General features: G+C 53.5%; 24 protein-coding genes. 11 read left to right on the forward strand and 13 right to left on the reverse strand.

What is annotated here, in order from left to right; all coding sequences use genetic code 11:
- Positions 1-38: 38 nt before the first annotated feature.
- From ptsN to PYW49_RS09680, 9 genes are all read right to left on the reverse strand, one after another.
- Entirely contained in the window at positions 39-530 is a 492-nt protein-coding gene (gene ptsN / locus PYW49_RS09640) for a PTS IIA-like nitrogen regulatory protein PtsN (protein ID WP_008501443.1), read from the reverse strand.
- Positions 531-612: 82 nt separating this feature from the next.
- Positions 613-900, reverse strand: a complete 288-nt coding sequence (gene hpf / locus PYW49_RS09645; protein WP_013098943.1) for a ribosome hibernation promoting factor — start codon at positions 898-900, stop codon at positions 613-615.
- A 22-nt stretch (positions 901-922) separates the two neighbouring features.
- Positions 923-2,356, reverse strand: a complete 1,434-nt coding sequence (gene rpoN, locus PYW49_RS09650; protein ID WP_134347400.1) for an RNA polymerase factor sigma-54 — start codon at positions 2,354-2,356, stop codon at positions 923-925.
- Positions 2,357-2,403: 47 nt separating this feature from the next.
- Positions 2,404-3,129 (reverse strand): LPS export ABC transporter ATP-binding protein, encoded by a 726-nt coding sequence (gene lptB, locus PYW49_RS09655; RefSeq protein WP_025756692.1) that lies wholly within the window; start codon positions 3,127-3,129, stop codon positions 2,404-2,406.
- A gap of 6 nt (positions 3,130-3,135) precedes the next feature.
- Positions 3,136-3,690, reverse strand: a complete 555-nt coding sequence (gene lptA / locus PYW49_RS09660) for a lipopolysaccharide ABC transporter substrate-binding protein LptA (protein WP_024906352.1) — start codon at positions 3,688-3,690, stop codon at positions 3,136-3,138.
- Complete coding sequence (lptC, locus tag PYW49_RS09665) at positions 3,659-4,234, reverse strand: LPS export ABC transporter periplasmic protein LptC (RefSeq protein ID WP_047347694.1); 576 nt, start codon at positions 4,232-4,234, stop codon at positions 3,659-3,661. The genes lptA and lptC overlap by 32 nt, the downstream gene beginning before the upstream one ends.
- Positions 4,231-4,797 (reverse strand): 3-deoxy-manno-octulosonate-8-phosphatase KdsC, encoded by a 567-nt coding sequence (gene kdsC / locus PYW49_RS09670; RefSeq protein WP_059312166.1) that lies wholly within the window; start codon positions 4,795-4,797, stop codon positions 4,231-4,233. Before kdsC ends, lptC begins: the two co-directional genes overlap by 4 nt.
- Before the next feature lie 14 nt (positions 4,798-4,811).
- The gene (gene kdsD / locus PYW49_RS09675) at positions 4,812-5,798 is read right to left on the reverse strand and encodes an arabinose-5-phosphate isomerase KdsD (protein ID WP_134347402.1); all 987 of its coding nucleotides are present in this window, start codon (positions 5,796-5,798) and stop codon (positions 4,812-4,814) included.
- A 13-nt stretch (positions 5,799-5,811) separates the two neighbouring features.
- Positions 5,812-6,789: a calcium/sodium antiporter gene (locus PYW49_RS09680; protein WP_134347403.1), complete on the reverse strand. Its 978-nt coding sequence runs from the start codon at positions 6,787-6,789 to the stop codon at positions 5,812-5,814.
- A 227-nt stretch (positions 6,790-7,016) separates the two neighbouring features.
- On the opposite strand from PYW49_RS09680, the gene mlaF reads away from it, so the two are divergent.
- The 7 genes from mlaF (at position 7,017) to murA (ending at position 11,810) form a co-directional block, all read left to right on the forward strand.
- Positions 7,017-7,829, forward strand: a complete 813-nt coding sequence (gene mlaF / locus PYW49_RS09685; protein WP_134347404.1) for a phospholipid ABC transporter ATP-binding protein MlaF — start codon at positions 7,017-7,019, stop codon at positions 7,827-7,829.
- A 7-nt stretch (positions 7,830-7,836) separates the two neighbouring features.
- Entirely contained in the window at positions 7,837-8,619 is a 783-nt protein-coding gene (mlaE, locus tag PYW49_RS09690; RefSeq protein ID WP_047347698.1) for a lipid asymmetry maintenance ABC transporter permease subunit MlaE, read from the forward strand.
- Positions 8,620-8,623: 4 nt separating this feature from the next.
- Complete coding sequence (mlaD, locus tag PYW49_RS09695) at positions 8,624-9,172, forward strand: outer membrane lipid asymmetry maintenance protein MlaD (protein WP_134347405.1); 549 nt, start codon at positions 8,624-8,626, stop codon at positions 9,170-9,172.
- Between the two features lie 18 nt (positions 9,173-9,190).
- Positions 9,191-9,826: a phospholipid-binding protein MlaC gene (mlaC, locus tag PYW49_RS09700; protein WP_320386333.1), complete on the forward strand. Its 636-nt coding sequence runs from the start codon at positions 9,191-9,193 to the stop codon at positions 9,824-9,826.
- A complete protein-coding gene (gene mlaB, locus PYW49_RS09705) occupies positions 9,826-10,119 on the forward strand; it encodes a lipid asymmetry maintenance protein MlaB (protein ID WP_320386334.1) in 294 nt (97 codons plus the stop codon). Before mlaC ends, mlaB begins: the two co-directional genes overlap by 1 nt.
- A gap of 126 nt (positions 10,120-10,245) precedes the next feature.
- Positions 10,246-10,500, forward strand: coding sequence for a BolA family iron metabolism protein IbaG (gene ibaG / locus PYW49_RS09710; protein ID WP_134347408.1), 255 nt, complete (start codon positions 10,246-10,248; stop codon positions 10,498-10,500).
- Positions 10,501-10,550: 50 nt separating this feature from the next.
- Positions 10,551-11,810: a UDP-N-acetylglucosamine 1-carboxyvinyltransferase gene (gene murA / locus PYW49_RS09715; protein ID WP_023309349.1), complete on the forward strand. Its 1,260-nt coding sequence runs from the start codon at positions 10,551-10,553 to the stop codon at positions 11,808-11,810.
- 60 nt (positions 11,811-11,870) lie between these two features.
- Here the strand turns inward: murA and sfsB are convergent, their stop codons facing one another.
- Both sfsB and ispB read right to left on the reverse strand, forming a co-directional pair.
- Complete coding sequence (gene sfsB / locus PYW49_RS09720; RefSeq protein WP_134347409.1) at positions 11,871-12,158, reverse strand: DNA-binding transcriptional regulator SfsB; 288 nt, start codon at positions 12,156-12,158, stop codon at positions 11,871-11,873.
- 228 nt (positions 12,159-12,386) lie between these two features.
- A complete protein-coding gene (ispB, locus tag PYW49_RS09725) occupies positions 12,387-13,358 on the reverse strand; it encodes an octaprenyl diphosphate synthase (RefSeq protein WP_320386335.1) in 972 nt (323 codons plus the stop codon).
- 257 nt (positions 13,359-13,615) lie between these two features.
- Here ispB and rplU point away from each other — a divergent pair, with 257 nt between their 5' ends.
- The 4 genes from rplU to cgtA all read left to right on the forward strand — a co-directional run bounded on the left by rplU (position 13,616) and on the right by cgtA (position 16,457).
- Positions 13,616-13,927 carry a 50S ribosomal protein L21 gene (rplU, locus tag PYW49_RS09730; protein WP_003025032.1) on the forward strand — a complete coding sequence of 104 codons (312 nt, stop codon included), beginning with the start codon at positions 13,616-13,618 and terminating at the stop codon, positions 13,925-13,927.
- Positions 13,928-13,946: 19 nt separating this feature from the next.
- Positions 13,947-14,204: a 50S ribosomal protein L27 gene (rpmA, locus tag PYW49_RS09735; RefSeq protein WP_004385076.1), complete on the forward strand. Its 258-nt coding sequence runs from the start codon at positions 13,947-13,949 to the stop codon at positions 14,202-14,204.
- Between the two features lie 96 nt (positions 14,205-14,300).
- Positions 14,301-15,266 carry a DMT family transporter gene (locus tag PYW49_RS09740; RefSeq protein WP_134347411.1) on the forward strand — a complete coding sequence of 322 codons (966 nt, stop codon included), beginning with the start codon at positions 14,301-14,303 and terminating at the stop codon, positions 15,264-15,266.
- Between the two features lie 15 nt (positions 15,267-15,281).
- Positions 15,282-16,457, forward strand: coding sequence for an Obg family GTPase CgtA (gene cgtA / locus PYW49_RS09745; RefSeq protein ID WP_134347412.1), 1,176 nt, complete (start codon positions 15,282-15,284; stop codon positions 16,455-16,457).
- A gap of 34 nt (positions 16,458-16,491) precedes the next feature.
- Here cgtA and pmrB read toward each other — a convergent pair whose 3' ends face one another.
- Together pmrB and pmrA are read right to left on the reverse strand one after the other, a co-directional pair.
- Positions 16,492-17,535: a two-component system sensor histidine kinase PmrB gene (gene pmrB, locus PYW49_RS09750; RefSeq protein ID WP_134347413.1), complete on the reverse strand. Its 1,044-nt coding sequence runs from the start codon at positions 17,533-17,535 to the stop codon at positions 16,492-16,494.
- The gene (pmrA, locus tag PYW49_RS09755; RefSeq protein WP_320386336.1) at positions 17,532-18,194 is read right to left on the reverse strand and encodes a two-component system response regulator PmrA; all 663 of its coding nucleotides are present in this window, start codon (positions 18,192-18,194) and stop codon (positions 17,532-17,534) included. The genes pmrB and pmrA overlap by 4 nt, the downstream gene beginning before the upstream one ends.
- Positions 18,195-18,196 lie beyond the last annotated feature (2 nt).

Below are 18,196 nucleotides of genomic sequence, written 5' to 3' on the forward strand. Positions count from 1 at the left end.
TTCTCCTCAGGACAACAGATGTGAAGGCCATCTCCTGGTTATGCATCATCCTGATTGCCTTCTGCTTCAGTGATAATTTGATAGAGCTCTTCATCACTTTGGGCCGAGCGCAGTCGGCGGCAAATGGTTTTATCGGCCAGACGTTTTGCGACCAGCGACAGCGTATGCAGATGGGTTTTCGTTTGGTCGGCAGGAACCAGCAGCGCGAAGAGGAGATCGACGGGCTGGTTATCAATGGCATCGAAGGCGATAGGTGTTTCAAGCTGCACAAACACACCGACGGCGCGCAGGGTATCCTCTTCCAGTTTGCCGTGCGGGATCGCGATGCCGTTGCCGATACCGGTACTGCCCATTTTTTCACGGGTCAGGATCGCTTCGAACACCACCTGCGGCGGCAGGCCCAGCTGTTTTGCAGCCAGTTCACTGATGATCTCCAGCGCACGTTTTTTGCTCTGGCAGTGAACAGCACTGCGGGTACATTCCTGGTTAAGGACATTGCTCAGTTGAAGAGCGGAATCGTTGTTCATCATAATTTCACCTAAGCGCTAACTGTACAAATGGCCTGTTGTGTTTCACAACAGGCCGTCCTGCACCCGTTAACTGCCCGGACAATTAGTGTTGTTTCAGTTTATCTTTATGTTTATTGAGCTGTCGCGCAAGCTTATCAATCAAGCCGTCGATAGCAGCGTACATGTCCTGCCCTTCCGCACTGGCATGGAGTTCGCCCCCGTTAACATGCAGGGTGGCATCCGAGATATGAGTCACTTTCTCCACTTTCAACACAATATAGACCTGATTGATCCTTTCGAAATACTGCTCGAGTTTCGCAAACTTCGTGTTCACAAAGTCGCGTAAAGCCTCAGTAATTTCGACGTTTTGTCCAGTGATGTTGAGCTGCATAGTGTCTTCCTTATCGGTTGTGTCAGACCAGCTGTTTACGCTGGTTGGACGGCGGAATGGATAAAGACTCTCGATACTTCGCAACAGTACGACGTGCCACCATAATACCCTGATCGGACAGCATGGTGGTTAACTTACTGTCACTCAGTGGCTTCGCGGGGTTCTCCGCGGCGATCAACTTCTTCACCAGGGCACGAATCGCCGTTGACGACGCTTCGCCGCCGCCCTCGGTATTAACGTGGCTGGAGAAGAAATACTTAAGCTCAAAAATACCGCGCGGACTGTGCAGATACTTCTGCGTGGTTACACGGGAAATGGTTGATTCATGCATCTCGACGGCCTGGGCGATATCCGCCAGCACCATCGGTTTCATATACTCTTCGCCCTGCTCAAAGAAAGCCTGCTGCTGTTCGACAATGCAGCGGCTGACGCGTAGCAGCGTATCATTTCGGCTCTCCAGACTTTTGATCAACCATCGCGCTTCCTGCAAATTGCTACGAATATATTGATTGTCGGAGTCGTTACGCACGCTGGTGCACATGGAGGCATACTGCTGGTTGATTTGCAGGCGAGGGATGCTGTCAGAGTTCAGTTCAACGACCCATCGGTCATTGTGTTTTCTGACCAGCACATCCGGGATCACGTACTCGGGTTCGCTGGTCTGGATCGACTGACCGGGGCGCGGATCGAGCGACTGAATCAGATTCACCGCTTCTTTCAGCACGTCTTCTTTCAGGCGCGTGACGCGCATCAGGCTGCGGAAATCATGGTTAGCCAACAGATCCAGATGATCGCTAATGATGACGCGCGCCTCATCGAGCCATGGCGTCTCTTTGCTGAACTGAGAAAGCTGGATCAGCAGGCAGTCGCGCAGATCTTTTGCGGCCACGCCTACCGGATCGAAACGCTGGATGCGCTTCAGAACAGCTTCTACTTCCTCAAGCTCAATCTCTTCGTCGCCCATGCTTTCGAGGATATCGTCCAGCGTGACGGTTAAATAGCCCGTGTCATCCACGGCATCGACAATGGACGTGGCAATCGCACGATCGGTGTCGGAGAAGGGGGTCAGCTCCACCTGCCACATCAGGTAATCCTGAAGCGACTGGGTGGTTTCTCCCTGATAGACCGGTAGCTCATCGTCCTGGTAGTCTGCACGCGTACCGGAAGGGGTTCCGGCGGTGTAGATTTCGTCCCAACTGGCATCCAGCGGAAGCTCGTCCGGCATCTCTTTTTGTTCGAGTGCATCCGCGGTGTCGAGCGCTTCTGTATCCTGCGACTGCTGGGTTTCTACCTCGTCATGAAGATCGGTTTGTTCCAGCAGGGGATTACTGTCCAGCGCCTGCTGGAGCTCCTGCTGAAGTTCTAACGTGGACAGTTGCAACAGGCGAATTGCCTGCTGTAACTGCGGCGTCATCGCCAGTTGTTGGCTGAGCCTTAATTGCAAACCTTGCTTCATGTTCAGAGCATTTTTCTCCGGTTCGGCGTTACGTTACCTCTACCCTATCAGAGTCTGAAGTCTTCCCCAAGATAGACGCGCTTAACATGATCGTCTTCGAGGATCTGTTGCGGCGTACCGTGGGCGATCAGATTGCCCTGGCTCACAATATACGCGCGTTCACACACGGCCAGCGTTTCACGCACGTTGTGGTCGGTGATCAGTACGCCAAGCCCGCTGTCACGCAGGTGTTCAATGATTCGTTTAATGTCGATAACGGAGATCGGGTCAACGCCCGCAAACGGTTCATCCAGAAGGATAAATTTCGGGTTTGCGGCCAGCGCACGCGCAATCTCAACGCGGCGACGTTCACCCCCGGAGAGCGCCTGACCGAGGCTGTCACGCAGATGCTCAATGTGGAACTCTTCCATCAGCTCGTTAGCACGATCCTGACGCTGTTCGCTGGTCAGATCGTTACGAATTTGCAGGACCGCCATCAGGTTATCGTAAACGCTAAGACGACGGAAAATGGAAGCTTCCTGCGGCAGATAGCCGATCCCACGGCGCGCGCGCGCGTGCAGCGGCAGAAGACTGATGTCTTCATCGTCAATGACAATGTTGCCGGCATCGCGCGGCACAATGCCAACGACCATGTAGAAGGTTGTGGTTTTACCCGCACCATTAGGGCCAAGCAGGCCCACAATTTCGCCGGAGTTGACGGTCAGACTGACATCTTCTACGACACGGCGGCCCTTATAGGCCTTCGCGAGGTTTTTTGCAGTTAATGTTGCCATAACGAATTAGTTACTCTTCTTCTGTGCCGGGGCCTGGCCTTTGCCTTTGTCCTGCAGCTGCGACGGAACCAGTACGGTGGTGACGCGTTTGCCTTTCTCGCTGGAGGCCTGCATTTTTTGCTCTTTAACCAGATAGGTGATCTGGTCGCCGGTAATGTTGCTGTCCAGCTGTTCCAGATATGCATTCCCGGTCAGGATGACCAGATCTTTCGCCAGCTCATAGTGCATATGCGTGGCGTGGCCTTTCACCGGCTTGCCGTTGTCCTGCATCTGATAGAAGGTCGCCGGATTACCATAGCCATCGATAATCTCTTTGCCCTGCTCGCCACCCGGACGGGTAACGACCACTTTGTCGGCGTTAATTTTAATGGTGCCCTGGGTCATGACGACGTTACCCGTAAAGGTGACGACGTTACCCTGCATATCGAGAGACTGGGTGTCGGACTCGATATGGATCGGCTGGTCGGTATCGCCCGTTACAGCAAGCGCGGGGAGACTGGTTGCCAGCATCGCGCTGGCGATAATTACTTTAAGGCTGAGTTTGTTTGTTTTGAATTTCATAGGAGGTTCTAACCTTTTCAATCAGCTCGGCGTTTTTGCTGCGTAAGTTCCCGCGCATTCTTAAACCGCTGGAATTAAATGTTGTGCCATACAGTGTGACCAGATCCTGCGACGTCACGTCCTGGGTCACCAGGTTGATTTGGGCATTATCCGTCGTAATTTTTCGCAGTTGCGAGTCAGCGGTCAGGGCGTTGACTTCAACGTGACCATACAGATAAAGCATACGGTCATTTGTCAGTTTTGCCCGATCGGACTTAATTGACCACGTTGGCACTTTGTCTTTATCAAACGTGGTCATGACGGGCTGGGTAAACCACGAAATACCGTCATCTGAAAAATATTCAACATGCTGGGCAATCAGGCGATAGTTCAGCGCGCCTTCCGGGCTATAGACCACGGTGTCGCTGTGATCGCTTTTATAGGTTGGATCGTTAGTGTTGATCGCTTCCGTTTGCGTATCGTCGCGATCGGCAAGGTTCACGCCAATCAATACCAGGGCGACAAGCGAAAGCAAAATGATAATCCAACGTCTGGTTTTACTCATATCGATTGCCCTTTGGCCTCATCAAGCTTGCCCTGCGCCAGCAGGAGCAGATCGCAGACTTCACGGACGGCACCACGGCCACCGTTGATGTGGGTAACGTAGTCCGCGCGCGGGATCAGCAGCGGATGCGCATCGGCAACGGCGATACTCAGCCCAACTTCAGCCATCACTGGCCAGTCAATCAGATCGTCTCCGACATAGGCCACGTTTTCCGGCGCGATAGCCAGTTTACCCACTAAATCATTGAATGCCGCCATCTTATCGGATTGACCCTGATACAAATGGGTAATGCCTAAGGTTTCACAGCGGTCTTCTACCAGTTTAGCTTTCCGCCCGGTGATGATAGCAACCTCGATACCCGAGGTAAGCGCGCAGCGGATACCATAGCCGTCGCGAACGTTAAACGCTTTTAGCTCTTCACCGTTATTGCCCATATAAATCAGGCCATCGGAGAGTACCCCATCCACATCCAGGATGAGCAGGCGAATATTTTCCGCCTTTGCCATCATCTGGGTACTGACCGGACCATAACAGGTTGCAAGGGATGCACCCGCATTACTCATTGTCTTATCCTTCATTACACTACGCCTGCGCGCAGCAGATCATGCATATGTACCACACCCAGCAACTGGTCGCCATCGGCAACCATAACGGAGGTGATATGACGGGACTGCATCAGGTTCAGCACATCCACTGCCAATGTCCCCGGACGCACGCGGATACCGCCGGGCGTCATCACATCGGCAATGCCCAGCGTGCGGACATCTACACCCATGTCGAACACGCGGCGCAGGTCGCCATCGGTGAAGATCCCCTGAATTTTCATCAGATCGTCGCACACGACCGTCATACCCAGATTTTTACGGGTGATTTCCAGCAGTGCATCGCGCAGGGAGGCCTCTTTACTGACGTGAGGGATTTCATCCCCGGTGTGCATAATATCGTTAACCCGAAGCAGCAGCTTGCGCCCCAGCGCGCCGCCCGGGTGGGAAAGCGCGAAATCTTCCGGCGTAAAACCGCGGGCTTCCAGCAGCGCCACGGCGAGCGCATCGCCCATGACCAGCGCAGCGGTGGTGCTGGATGTCGGCGCCAGGCCCAGCGGGCAGGCCTCTTTGGGAACTTTAACGCACAGGTGAATATCAGCCGCACGCGCCATGCTACTTTCCGGACGGCTGGTTATGCAAATAAGCGGCACCTGCAGCCGCTTCAGTACCGGGATCAGCGCCAGAATTTCATTAGACTCACCGGAGTTGGACAGCGCGATGACGATATCCTGCGGCGTGACCATTCCCAGGTCCCCGTGCGCGGCTTCCCCCGGGTGTACAAAGAAGGACGAGGTTCCGGTGCTGGCAAACGTCGCCGCCATTTTGCGTCCAATGTGGCCGGACTTACCCATCCCCATCACCACGACTTTGCCGGCACAGTAGAATATCTTCTCACATGCCAGACTAAAATCCTGATTAATGTACTGATCTAACTGCGCCAGACCTTCACGTTCAATCTCCAGAACGTCTTTGCCTGCTTTCTGAAAGTCAAAACCCGGCTGCAATTCTATTTGCGACATAATGCGTTTCCGTTTACCCAGAGAGAAGAGGCGAGAGCCAGTACAGCATCGCCATCCATACGATAAATCCACCCGTCAACAGCGCGCCTGCACCTTTGCCAATCTGTCGTTGCCGCCGCCAGCAGAGCAGGGCAAATATCACGCTGACCAGCAGCATCACGCCGTAATCACGTGAGAACGCCAGGGGATTAAAGGGCCCTGGCGTAATCAGGGCCGGCAGGCCCATCACAATGGCGATATTAAAAATATTGGAGCCGATGATATTACCAATGGCAATGTCATCCTCACCTTTCCGTGCCCCCGCAATGGCCGTGGCCAGCTCCGGCAGGCTGGTGCCGATGGCAATAACCGTCAGGCCAATAGTCAGTTCACTGATGGCGAAATAGTTCGCCAGCACCGTCGCGTTATCCACGACCATGCGCGTTGCCATCGGCATGATGATCAGCGCAACGCCAAGCCAGAGCAGGGCAACAGGCAGCGTACCTTCGCGCGGGAGCTCGGCGACCTGCTCGCGCGTGAGGCTATCCAGACCCTGCTTCTCAGCCAGACGGGCAATTTTAACACTATACAGCAACCAAATAACGGCCAGCGCCAGCAGGAATATGCCGTCACTGAAGCTCAGTATTCCATCATAAAATACGCACCCTGCCAGCAGGCTTACGACTAACATTAGCGGCAATTCACGGCGCAGAACATCAGAATGCACGCGAAATGGATGGAGCAGTGCCGCCAGGCCTAAAATCAATAATATATTGACGATGTTCGAGCCAATCGCGGTGCCTACTGCCAGGTCTAACTGGCCGTGCAGCGATGCCGAGACAGAGACGATGATTTCAGGGAGTGATGTTCCAACACTGACAACGGTCATCCCGATGACGACAGGCGGTACGCCAGTCAGGCGACACAGGATAGATGCAGCAAACACTAAACGGTCAGCACTGTAGACCACCAAAAGTAAACCAATTATTAACAGTGCTGTTGCTAAAAGCATCAAAAGTCCTTTCTTCAGGTATACTCGTCGGTCCATCGCGCGGGAATGGCTGGACTGTATACAGTCGGAGGCGTAACGAATTCCTAATTTTGACTTTATGCGCCGGAAAAGTAAAACAAATGCCAGCTTTCGCTAACCTCTCCAGCCAATATTCTGTAAAAATGTGGGGTTTAGGGCTGATTTAAGCTTCAGGCTTCGTATGAAGTAGGGCAAGAAAGGAACCGTAAATGAGCCAAACGCTGGCGAATATAGTCGATGTCCGTGGGGTGAGTTTTTCTCGCGCCAACAGATTGATATTTGATGATATTTCGTTGACCGTGCCGCGTGGCAAGATCACTGCCATCATGGGGCCGTCCGGGATCGGTAAAACGACCCTGCTGCGCCTTATTGGTGGGCAGATCCCACCCGATAGCGGTGAAATCCTCTTTGATGGCGAAAACATCCCGGAGATGTCACGCTCGCGCCTGTATACTGTTCGCAAACGTATGAGCATGCTCTTTCAGTCAGGGGCCTTGTTCACGGATATGAACGTTTTTGATAACGTGGCCTATCCGCTGCGCGAACATACCAGCCTGCCGCCCGCGTTGCTGAAAAGCACGGTGATGATGAAACTTGAGGCCGTTGGTTTGCGGGGGGCTGCAAAACTGATGCCTTCGGAACTCTCCGGCGGTATGGCGCGCCGTGCCGCGCTCGCACGAGCCATTGCATTAGAACCCGATTTAATCATGTTCGACGAACCGTTCGTTGGACAGGATCCCATCACAATGGGCGTGCTGGTGAAGCTCATCTCTGAACTGAACAGCGCGCTTGGCGTAACCTGCATTGTGGTTTCTCACGATGTACCGGAAGTGTTGAGCATTGCCGATTACGCCTATATCGTGGCGGACAAAAAGATCGTCGCACACGGTAGCGCCCAGGCGTTGCAGGAAAATTGCGATCCTCGCGTGCGGCAGTTCCTCGACGGTATTGCAGATGGCCCTGTGCCGTTCCGCTACCCGGCGGGCGACTATCGTGACGATTTACTGGGAATAGGGAGTTAAGCCACTCATGCTGTTAAATGCGTTGGCCGCTCTCGGACACCGTGGCATAAAAACCATCAGGACGTTCGGGCGTGCCGGATTGATGTTATTCAACGCGCTGTTCGGCAAGCCGGAATTCCGTAAGCACGCCCCTCTGCTGGTGCGGCAGCTTTATAATGTCGGCGTGCTGTCGATGCTCATCATCATTGTTTCCGGTTTGTTTATCGGTATGGTGCTTGGGCTGCAGGGTTACCTTGTGCTGACAACCTACAGCGCGGAAACCAGCCTCGGAATGCTGGTGGCGCTCTCGCTGCTACGTGAACTGGGGCCGGTTGTGGCGGCGCTGTTGTTCGCCGGGCGCGCGGGGTCGGCATTAACGGCTGAAATTGGCCTGATGCGTGCGACCGAACAGCTCTCCAGCATGGAGATGATGGCGGTCGATCCGCTGCGTCGCGTGATTTCACCGCGTTTCTGGGCTGGCGTAATCTCTTTACCGCTACTGACTATTCTGTTTGTCGCCGTGGGCATCTGGGGCGGCTCGCTGGTTGGCGTCCACTGGAAAGGCATTGATGCCGGTTTCTTCTGGTCCGCCATGCAGGACGCCATTGACCTGCGAATGGATCTGGTTAACTGTCTGATTAAAAGCGTGGTATTTGCCATTACGGTCACCTGGATTGCATTGTTCAATGGTTATGATGCCATCCCGACGTCGGCAGGCATTAGCCGTGCAACTACACGTACAGTCGTACATTCGTCGCTGGCCGTACTGGGTCTGGATTTTGTGCTCACCGCACTGATGTTTGGGAATTGAGTTCATGCAAACGAAAAAAAATGAAATTTGGGTCGGCATATTCCTGCTACTGGCGCTGCTGGCCGCGCTGTTTATCTGCCTGAGAGCGGCGGATATCACGTCTGTGCGCACAGAGCCTACTTATCGCATCTATGCCACCTTCGATAATATTGGCGGGCTGAAGGCTCGTTCACCGGTGCGTATTGGCGGCGTGGTGATCGGACGCGTATCTGACATTACGCTTGATGAGAAAACCTACCTGCCACGCGTCGCGATGGATATCGAAGAACGTTACAACCATATTCCGGACACCAGTTCCCTTTCGATCCGGACTTCAGGCCTGCTGGGCGAACAATATCTGGCACTTAATGTCGGTTTTGAAGACCCTGAGCTGGGAACGACTATCCTTAAAGACGGTAGCGTCATTCAGGATACGAAGTCCGCGATGGTGCTGGAGGATATGATTGGTCAGTTCCTTTACAGCAGTAAAGGGGATGAGAAAAAATCCGATGCTGCCCCTGCGCAGAGCGAAGATCATACCAATGTCGCACCGACACCAGGCACGACGAATTAATTTCAGGAGAAGTCATTCATGTTTAAACGACTGTTAATGGTTGCCATGCTGGTCATTGCCCCTCTCACCGCTGCGCATGCTGCGGATCAGAGTAACCCGTACAAACTGATGGACGAAGCGGCGAAGAAGACTTTCGACCGTCTTAAAGACGAACAACCTAAGATTCGTGCTAATCCTGATTACCTGCGTGACGTCGTTGACCAGGAACTGCTGCCGTATGTACAGATCAAATACGCGGGGGCGCTGGTTCTGGGGCGTTATTACAAAGATGCTACCCCTGCGCAGCGTGATGCCTACTTTGCCGCGTTTCGTGAATACCTGAAACAGGCTTATGGTCAGGCGCTGGCGATGTACCACGGTCAGACCTATCAGATTGCACCTGAGCAGCCGCTGGGCGATGCGACCATTGTGCCTATCCGCGTGACAATCAACGATCCTAACGGCCGCCCGCCGGTTCGTCTGGACTTCCAGTGGCGTAAAAACAGCCAGACCGGTCACTGGCAGGCGTATGACATGATTGCCGAAGGGGTAAGCATGATCACCACCAAACAGAACGAGTGGAGCGACCTGCTGCGTACCAAAGGCATTGATGGCCTGACCGCACAGCTGCAGTCCATTTCTCGTCAGAAAATTAGCCTGGACGAGAAGAAGTAATGTCACAGCAACTCAGCTGGTCGCGTGAAGGCGAGACATTAAAGCTGTCCGGTGAGCTGGATCAGGATCTGCTGAACCCCTTGTGGGACAAACGCCATGAAGCCATGCAGGGCGTGACGCTTATCGACTTAAGCGACGTCTCGCGGGTAGACACGGCAGGTGTTGCGCTGCTTGCCCATCTGATTGCCGAGGGTAAAAAGCAAGGGTTGAGCGTTATGCTTAACGGCGCGAGCGATAACGTGGTTACACTTGCGCAGCTCTACAATCTCCCTCAGGACGTACTGCCTCGTTAATATTTTCAGTGCGTTACTTCCGAAAGCCCTGACAGTTTCATCGTCGGGGCTTTTTGCTTGTTTAAGACGACGCCACTTTGCTCTAAGATGTTGGGCTTGTTTTCACTATCAGATGATTAAGAACCCATGGAAAATCATGAAATCCAGACAGTGCTGATGAATGCACTCTCCCTTCAGGAAGCCCACGTCACTGGCGATGGCAGTCACTTCCAGGTTATTGCTGTGGGTGATATGTTCGACGGCATGAGCCGTGTGAAGAAGCAGCAGGCTGTGTACGCGCCGCTGATGGAATATATTGCGGATAACCGCATCCACGCCCTGTCGATTAAAGCGTTTACCCCGCAAGAGTGGGCACGCGATCGCAAACTAAACGGTTTTTGAGCTGAGGGCGACAGGCCCGCAGCACGGTTGAATTTATAAGAGAGCACACAATGGATAAATTTCGTGTACAGGGGCCAACGCGTCTCCAGGGCGAAGTCACAATTTCTGGCGCGAAAAACGCCGCGCTGCCAATCCTTTTTGCTGCGCTGCTCGCGGAAGAGCCGGTAGAAATTCAGAACGTACCGAAGCTGAAAGATATCGACACCACCATGAAGTTGCTCACCCAGTTGGGCACTAAAGTTGAGCGTAACGGTTCCGTCTGGATCGACGCCAGCAAGGTGAACAACTTCTCTGCCCCTTACGATCTGGTGAAAACCATGCGTGCTTCCATCTGGGCGCTTGGTCCGCTGGTGGCGCGTTTTGGCCAGGGGCAGGTTTCACTGCCGGGCGGTTGCGCTATCGGCGCGCGTCCGGTTGACCTGCATATCTTTGGTCTGGAAAAACTGGGTGCAGAGATCAAGCTGGAAGAAGGTTACGTCAAAGCGTCCGTCAATGGCCGTCTGAAAGGCGCGCACATTGTCATGGACAAAGTGAGCGTGGGCGCAACGGTCACCATTATGTCTGCGGCGACGCTGGCAGAAGGTACCACTATCATCGAGAACGCCGCGCGTGAACCGGAAATTGTGGATACTGCAAACTTCCTCGTGGCGCTGGGTGCGAAGATCTCCGGTCAGGGTACCGACCGTATCACCATCGAAGGCGTTGAGCGTCTGGGCGGTGGTGTCTATCGCGTACTGCCGGACCGTATCGAAACCGGTACCTTCCTGGTGGCTGCGGCGATCTCTGGCGGTAAAATTGTCTGCCGTAACGCACAGCCAGATACTCTGGATGCGGTGCTGGCGAAACTGCGCGATGCGGGTGCGGATATCGAAATCGGTGAAGACTGGATTAGCCTCGATATGCATGGTCAGCGTCCAAAAGCGGTCAATGTACGTACCGCGCCGCATCCGGCGTTCCCGACCGACATGCAGGCGCAGTTCACCCTGTTGAACCTGGTCGCTGAAGGTACCGGCTTCATCACTGAAACCATTTTCGAGAACCGCTTTATGCACGTACCGGAGCTGATCCGTATGGGTGCACATGCAGAGATCGAGAGTAATACCGTGATTTGCCACGGCGTTGAGAAACTGTCAGGTGCTCAGGTGATGGCAACCGATCTGCGTGCGTCAGCAAGCCTGGTGCTGGCGGGTTGTATTGCGGAAGGGACAACGATTGTGGATCGTATTTATCACATCGATCGTGGTTACGAACGTATCGAAGATAAACTGCGCGCGCTGGGTGCGAATATCGAGCGTGTGAAGGGCGAGTAATCGTTCCGGCAGCCCCCTGCCAGAAATGACCGGGGGGTTGCTGTTCCTGTCAAAAACGCATTATTCCTGCGATTCTTTCTTTGCCTTTCTCTGGCGAATCATACGCGATCTGTCGATAAACTCATGGGTAAGGGGATCGTGGTAGCGCGAAGGCCAAATCACCCACGGATGTGTATCCAGCGCTGTCGCGATAATTAACTCTCCCTTGGGCCAGGGTCGGGTGAGGGCATTTGCGAGGGTTGAAGAACTCAGGCCATTGCGGCGGGATTCTGCAGCCAGTGAAGTGCCTCTTTTGCGCAGTGCCGCAATGATATCTGCCGTATGCCAGTCGATAAATTTCGTATCCATAACGCTGTCCTTAAGTTCGGATTCACCTACGCCGTTTCTTCTGAAACGACGGGCTTACTATACCCATTTCAAACTCTTGTTCTAAAAAGTTCGCGTTACTTGAAAGGATATTCAGAATAAGGCACGGCTTTATTCATGCGGTCTCTAAACCGATAAATTTACATGACTACGTAATTTACTGGGGTGTACTGGAATCTCCCCGCGCTGGTGCGGGGAGATACAAGGGGATTACCTGTCGCGCTGAACGGCGATGTGAGCCAGAGCAATTAGCGCATCGCGCCATGGGCTGTCTGGAATAACCTGCAGTGCAGCGATGGCTTTATCTGCTTCTTCTTCCGCACGCTGGCGCGTCCACTCCAGCGATCCGCAGATGGCCATGGTTTCCAGTACGGGTTCCAGAAGATGGCGGCCATTTCCCTGCTCAATCGCTTCACGGATCATTTTCGCCTGGTCGGCTGTTCCGTTGCGCATAGCGTGAAGCAGCGGCAGGGTCGGTTTGCCTTCGTTCAGGTCATCACCCACGTTTTTGCCGAGCGTCTCACCGTCCGCACTGTAGTCCAGTAAATCATCAATTAACTGGAATGCCGTACCCAGATAACGACCATAGTCCTGCAGCCCTTTTTCCTGTGCCTCAGTACAGTCAGCCAGAATGCCGGAACACTGGGCGGCCGCTTCAAACAGGCGCGCTGTTTTACTGTAGATCACGCGCATGTAGTTTTCTTCGGTGATGTCAGGGTCGTTGACGTTCATCAGTTGCAGCACTTCGCCTTCCGCAATGACGTTAACGGCTTCGGACATCACTTCCAGCACTTTCAGAGAACCCAGACTGGTCATCATCTGGAAGGCGCGGGTATAAATAAAATCCCCCACCAGTACGCTGGCTGCGTTCCCGAAAGCGGCGTTTGCCGTGGCTTTGCCACGACGCATATCCGATTCATCCACAACGTCATCATGCAGAAGCGTCGCCGTGTGAATAAATTCGATGAGCGCTGCGATCGTGATGTGGGCATTTCCCTGATAGCCAACGGCTCTGGCAGCCAGAATGGCGATCATCGGACGAATGCGTTTACCGCCGCCGCTGACAATGTAATAGCCCAACTGATTGATCAGCTGAACGTCAGAGTTGAGTTGCTCCAGGATTGCTGCATTCACACCCGCCATATCTTGCGCGGTTAACTCGTTGATTTTTTCTAAATTCATCGCAAAAGCCGGGCTTTTTATCCTGTTGATCCCATCTACAATGGGGTAACGAAGGGTTTCGGTTTATCAATAGTAGTGCTGATTGTACTGAAAAAACGGCTCAGATAAACGTTACCGTACGTGTTGTGTTTTTTTTCTTCATGTATTGACGGTAGCACTTGTCAAAGGCTCGCGTTTTGCGTAATATTCGCGCCCTATTGTGAATATTTATAGCGCACTCTGAATCATACGAGGACGTGCGCGGAAGCGGAGTTTATATGTACGCGGTTTTCCAAAGTGGTGGTAAACAACACCGAGTAAGCGAAGGTCAGACCGTTCGCCTGGAAAAGCTGGACATCGCAACTGGCGAATCTGTTGAGTTCGCAGAAGTTCTGATGATCGCAAACGGTGAAGAAGTCAAAATCGGCGTTCCTTTCGTTGATGGCGGCGTTATCAAAGCTGAAGTTGTTGCACACGGTCGTGGCGAGAAAGTTAAAATCGTTAAGTTTCGTCGTCGTAAACACTACCGTAAGCAGCAGGGCCACCGTCAGTGGTTCACTGATGTGAAAATTACTGGCATCAGCGCCTAAGACCTGAGGAGAGATTTAAATGGCACATAAAAAGGCTGGCGGCTCCACACGTAACGGTCGCGATTCAGAAGCTAAACGCCTGGGCGTTAAGCGTTTCGGTGGCGAATCCGTTCTGGCGGGTAGCATCATCGTTCGTCAACGTGGTACCAAATTCCACGCTGGCAACAACGTAGGTTGCGGTCGTGACCACACTCTGTTTGCTAAAGCAGACGGTAAAGTGAAATTTGAAGTTAAAGGCCCGAACAACCGTAAATACATCAGCATCGTTGCTGAGTAAGGTTTTCTCGGTCCGGTAACGGATTAAAGCCCCGCAACCTGTTGCGGGGCTTTTTACATTGGAAACCCGGTAATTTTTTCTGTAGGGAAAACGGGCATGAAGCAGCAGGCCGGCATTGGTATTCTTTTGGCGCTCACAACCGCAATGTGCTGGGGTGCGCTGCCAATTGCAATGAAGCAGGTACTGGAAGTGATGGAGCCGCCCACGGTGGTCTTTTATCGCTTTCTGATGGCAAGCATCGGCCTCGGGGCCATTCTGGCTATCAAAGGTAAGCTTCCACCTTTGCGACTCTTCCGCAAACCGCGCTGGCTGGTGTTGCTGGCTATTGCGACGGGCGGTCTGTTTGGTAACTTCATTCTGTTTAGCTCTTCCCTGCAATATCTTAGCCCTACGGCGTCACAGGTGATTGGTCAGCTTTCACCCGTGGGCATGATGGTCGCCAGCGTCTTTATCCTTAAGGAGAAGATGCGCGGTACGCAGATTATCGGGGCGAGCATGCTGCTATGCGGTCTGGTGATGTTCTTCAACACCAGTCTGATGGAGATTTTTACCCGACTGACGGATTACACGTGGGGTGTGATCTTCGGTGTAGGGGCAGCAACGGTCTGGGTGAGTTATGGTGTCGCACAAAAGGTGTTATTGCGTCGTCTTGCCTCACAGCAGATCCTCTTTTTGCTGTACACTTTGTGTACAATAGCATTGCTGCCATTAGCAAAGCCGGGTGTGATCGCCCAGCTTAGCGACTGGCAACTGGCGTGCCTCATTTTTTGTGGGCTGAACACGCTGGTCGGTTATGGCGCGCTGGCCGAAGCGATGGCGCGCTGGCAAGCAGCACAGGTAAGCGCGTTAATTACGCTTACCCCGCTGTTTACGCTGTTATTTTCAGATTTGTTATCAATGGCCTGGCCCGATGTCTTCGTCAGACCGATGCTCAACCTGTTGGGCTATCTCGGTGCGTTTGTCGTGGTTGCGGGCGCGATGTATTCCGCCATTGGTCATCGTCTTTGGGGACGTTGGCGCAAAAATGAAGCGGTTGTAGTAGTCCCCCGCTCAGGCGAATGAGTTACGGAGAGTAAAATGAAGTTTGTTGATGAAGCGACGATCCTGGTCGTGGCTGGTGATGGCGGCAATGGTTGCGTGAGCTTCCGCCGTGAAAAGTATATCCCACGTGGCGGTCCTGATGGCGGCGACGGCGGGGATGGTGGTGACGTGTGGCTGGAGGCGGATGAGAACCTCAACACGCTGATCGACTACCGTTTCGAGAAATCCTTCCGCGCTGAACGTGGCCAGAACGGCCAGAGCCGTGACTGTACCGGGAAACGCGGAAAAGACGTCACCATTAAGGTTCCGGTCGGCACGCGTGTGATTGACCAGGGGACTGGTGAAACCATGGGTGACATGACCAAACACGGTCAGCGCCTGATGGTTGCTAAAGGTGGCTGGCACGGTCTGGGTAACAGCCGTTTCAAATCTTCCGTTAACCGTACGCCGCGTCAGAAAACGATGGGTACACCGGGCGATAAGCGCGACCTGCAGCTGGAGCTGATGCTTCTGGCCGACGTGGGTATGCTGGGTATGCCAAACGCCGGTAAGTCGACGTTTATTCGTGCCGTCTCTGCTGCGAAACCAAAAGTGGCGGACTATCCGTTTACCACGCTGGTACCAAGCCTCGGTGTTGTCCGTATGGATAACGAGAAGAGCTTTGTGGTTGCCGATATTCCGGGTCTGATTGAAGGCGCTGCGGAAGGGGCCGGTCTGGGTATTCGCTTCCTGAAACACCTTGAGCGTTGCCGTGTACTGTTGCATCTCATCGATATCGATCCTATCGATGGTTCCGATCCGGTTGAAAACGCCAGAATCATCATCGGTGAGCTGGAAAAATACAGCGAAAAACTGGCGAATAAACCACGCTGGCTGGTCTTCAACAAGATCGACCTGATGGACAAAGCCGAAGCGGAAGCAAAAGCCAAAGCGATTGCAGAAGCGATGGGTTGGGAAGAAAAATACTACCTGATCTCTGCGGCAAGCCAGGTTGGCGTGAAAGATCTGTGCTGGGATGTGATGACCTTCATCATCGAGAACCCAATTGTCCAGGCGGAAGAAGCCAAACAGCCTGAAAAAGTCGAATTCATGTGGGATGACTACCACCGCCAGCAGCTCGGAGAGCTGGAAGCGGAAGAAGATGATGAAGACTGGGACGATGACTGGGATGAAGACGACGAAGAAGGCGTCGAGTTCATTTACAAGCACTAATATCTGTCCAAAGCCCCCATTATGGGGGCTTTTTTTATTCCAGCGTTGACGGTAACCAGCAACTGGCGATCAATCCGCCTTCAGCGCCATTTTCAAGTGTCAGCTTGCCGTGGTGGAGCTGCACGATGCGCTGCACGATACTCAGGCCCAGACCACTGCCACCGTAGCGCTGGTCAAGACGACGGAATGGCTCAGTAATAGACTGTCGGTGAGCTTCATCAATACCGGGACCCTGATCGATAACGCTGACCTGAGTACCCCCTTCGATTTCGTTTAATGTCACTTCAATCGTTGTCCCTGACGGGCTGTATCGTCCGGCATTCTCCAGCAGGTTGCGCAGCATCAGACGCAGAAGCACTGCGTCTCCCTGAACCGTGAGCGCACTCCTGGCGGGCCATATCACCGTATGTTCTTTGGCTTCATGCTCAAGGCCAAGCGGCGTAATGATATTGTCCGTCCAGTTAACGGTTTCATAGTGGCCGCTGGCCATTGCTTGTCCGGCACGGGCCAGCATCAGCAGTTGTTCAACGGTATGCATAAGCTGATCGATACGGCTGATTAACGTCGCAGCCTGTGGCGCACCAGACTGCGCCATGAGTTCCAGATGGAGCCGGATCCCGGCAAGGGGCGTTCGCAGTTCGTGTGCAGCGTCTGCGGTGAAAAGACGTTCCTGCTGAATGGTATTGTCCAGCCTGGCGAGTAACTGATTCATGGAAGTGGTAACCGCGCCAATTTCTTCCATATCGGAATACATAGGAAGCGGGGTTAAGTTATCCGCCGAACGGTTAGCCAGGCTGGCGCGTAGTTTATTGAGGGGCCGGATTATCCAGGTGACTGCCCAGAATGAAAACAACAGCGTGAAACCGACCATCACCAGAGAAGGAACCAGAAGAGAGGCAATCGCTTCGCGGATCTCTTTCTCTACGTGGCTATTGCGGGCTTTGGCAGACAACGTTTCACTGACCAGAAAACCAATCTGTTCACGGCTTTCATGCCACAGCCAGATCACGCTTATCAACTGGAAAAATAACAGAATAACCGCCAGCAGAACCATCAAGCGCCGACGCATGCTGTTCATTTCTGGCTCTCCAGACGATAGCCAACGCCACGGACGGTTTTGATCCTGTCTTTGCCGAGCTTACGACGCAGGTTGTGAATGTGGACTTCAAGGGTATTTGAGCCCGGATCGTCCTGCCAGGAGTAGATATCCTGCTGGAGAGTTTCTCTGTGCACCGTTTGCCCGCTGCGCATGATCAGACGCGTTAGCAGGGCGAACTCTTTTGGCGTCACCTCAACCGGTTGGGCCTGGCGCAATACCTGCTGGGTTTGCAGATTCAGCGTAATATCGCCGTAGGTCAGTAAGTTATCACTATGACCCTGATAACGACGAATCAACGCTCGCACCCGAGCCTGCAGCTCTGCAAGTGCAAAAGGCTTCACCAGGTAATCATCTGCACCGGCATCGAGGCCGGTGATACGATCTTCAATGGCATCGCGTGCCGTCAGAATCAACACCGGGTTGGCGATACCGCGGCGTCGCCACTGGCTCAGGAGCGTGGCGCCGTCTTTATCAGGCAAGCCCAAATCGAGGATCACCAGGCTGTATTCGCCGCTCTGAATCAGGGCATCCGCTTCCGCCGCCGTGCTGGCGCAGTCGAGGGCATACCCTTCATTAGCCAGACCCAGTGCCAGCCCTTCCTGCAATAACAGATCGTCTTCAACTATGAGTAGTTTCATCG

Source organism: Enterobacter chinensis (genome assembly GCF_034008295.1).
Taxonomy (GTDB): domain Bacteria; phylum Pseudomonadota; class Gammaproteobacteria; order Enterobacterales; family Enterobacteriaceae; genus Enterobacter; species Enterobacter chinensis.

Excerpts from the sequence above, each read along its gene's own strand:
- kdsC (WP_059312166.1), bottom strand. The coding sequence starts at position 4,797 with ATGAGTAATGCGGGTGCATCCCTTGCAACCTGTTATGGTCCGGTCAGT.
- mlaC (WP_320386333.1), top strand. The coding sequence starts at position 9,191 with ATGTTTAAACGACTGTTAATGGTTGCCATGCTGGTCATTGCCCCTCTC.
- cgtA (WP_134347412.1), top strand. The coding sequence starts at position 15,282 with ATGAAGTTTGTTGATGAAGCGACGATCCTGGTCGTGGCTGGTGATGGC.
- mlaF (WP_134347404.1), top strand. The coding sequence starts at position 7,017 with ATGAGCCAAACGCTGGCGAATATAGTCGATGTCCGTGGGGTGAGTTTT.
- ptsN (WP_008501443.1), bottom strand. The coding sequence starts at position 530 with ATGATGAACAACGATTCCGCTCTTCAACTGAGCAATGTCCTTAACCAG.
- pmrB (WP_134347413.1), bottom strand. The coding sequence starts at position 17,535 with ATGAACAGCATGCGTCGGCGCTTGATGGTTCTGCTGGCGGTTATTCTG.
- mlaE (WP_047347698.1), top strand. The coding sequence starts at position 7,837 with ATGCTGTTAAATGCGTTGGCCGCTCTCGGACACCGTGGCATAAAAACC.
- PYW49_RS09680 (WP_134347403.1), bottom strand. The coding sequence starts at position 6,789 with ATGCTTTTAGCAACAGCACTGTTAATAATTGGTTTACTTTTGGTGGTC.
- rplU (WP_003025032.1), top strand. The coding sequence starts at position 13,616 with ATGTACGCGGTTTTCCAAAGTGGTGGTAAACAACACCGAGTAAGCGAA.
- lptA (WP_024906352.1), bottom strand. The coding sequence starts at position 3,690 with ATGAAATTCAAAACAAACAAACTCAGCCTTAAAGTAATTATCGCCAGC.
- rpoN (WP_134347400.1), bottom strand. The coding sequence starts at position 2,356 with ATGAAGCAAGGTTTGCAATTAAGGCTCAGCCAACAACTGGCGATGACG.
- PYW49_RS09740 (WP_134347411.1), top strand. The coding sequence starts at position 14,301 with ATGAAGCAGCAGGCCGGCATTGGTATTCTTTTGGCGCTCACAACCGCA.
- rpmA (WP_004385076.1), top strand. The coding sequence starts at position 13,947 with ATGGCACATAAAAAGGCTGGCGGCTCCACACGTAACGGTCGCGATTCA.
- mlaB (WP_320386334.1), top strand. The coding sequence starts at position 9,826 with ATGTCACAGCAACTCAGCTGGTCGCGTGAAGGCGAGACATTAAAGCTG.
- ispB (WP_320386335.1), bottom strand. The coding sequence starts at position 13,358 with ATGAATTTAGAAAAAATCAACGAGTTAACCGCGCAAGATATGGCGGGT.
- kdsD (WP_134347402.1), bottom strand. The coding sequence starts at position 5,798 with ATGTCGCAAATAGAATTGCAGCCGGGTTTTGACTTTCAGAAAGCAGGC.
- sfsB (WP_134347409.1), bottom strand. The coding sequence starts at position 12,158 with ATGGATACGAAATTTATCGACTGGCATACGGCAGATATCATTGCGGCA.
- hpf (WP_013098943.1), bottom strand. The coding sequence starts at position 900 with ATGCAGCTCAACATCACTGGACAAAACGTCGAAATTACTGAGGCTTTA.
- murA (WP_023309349.1), top strand. The coding sequence starts at position 10,551 with ATGGATAAATTTCGTGTACAGGGGCCAACGCGTCTCCAGGGCGAAGTC.
- lptC (WP_047347694.1), bottom strand. The coding sequence starts at position 4,234 with ATGAGTAAAACCAGACGTTGGATTATCATTTTGCTTTCGCTTGTCGCC.
- pmrA (WP_320386336.1), bottom strand. The coding sequence starts at position 18,194 with ATGAAACTACTCATAGTTGAAGACGATCTGTTATTGCAGGAAGGGCTG.
- ibaG (WP_134347408.1), top strand. The coding sequence starts at position 10,246 with ATGGAAAATCATGAAATCCAGACAGTGCTGATGAATGCACTCTCCCTT.
- lptB (WP_025756692.1), bottom strand. The coding sequence starts at position 3,129 with ATGGCAACATTAACTGCAAAAAACCTCGCGAAGGCCTATAAGGGCCGC.
- mlaD (WP_134347405.1), top strand. The coding sequence starts at position 8,624 with ATGCAAACGAAAAAAAATGAAATTTGGGTCGGCATATTCCTGCTACTG.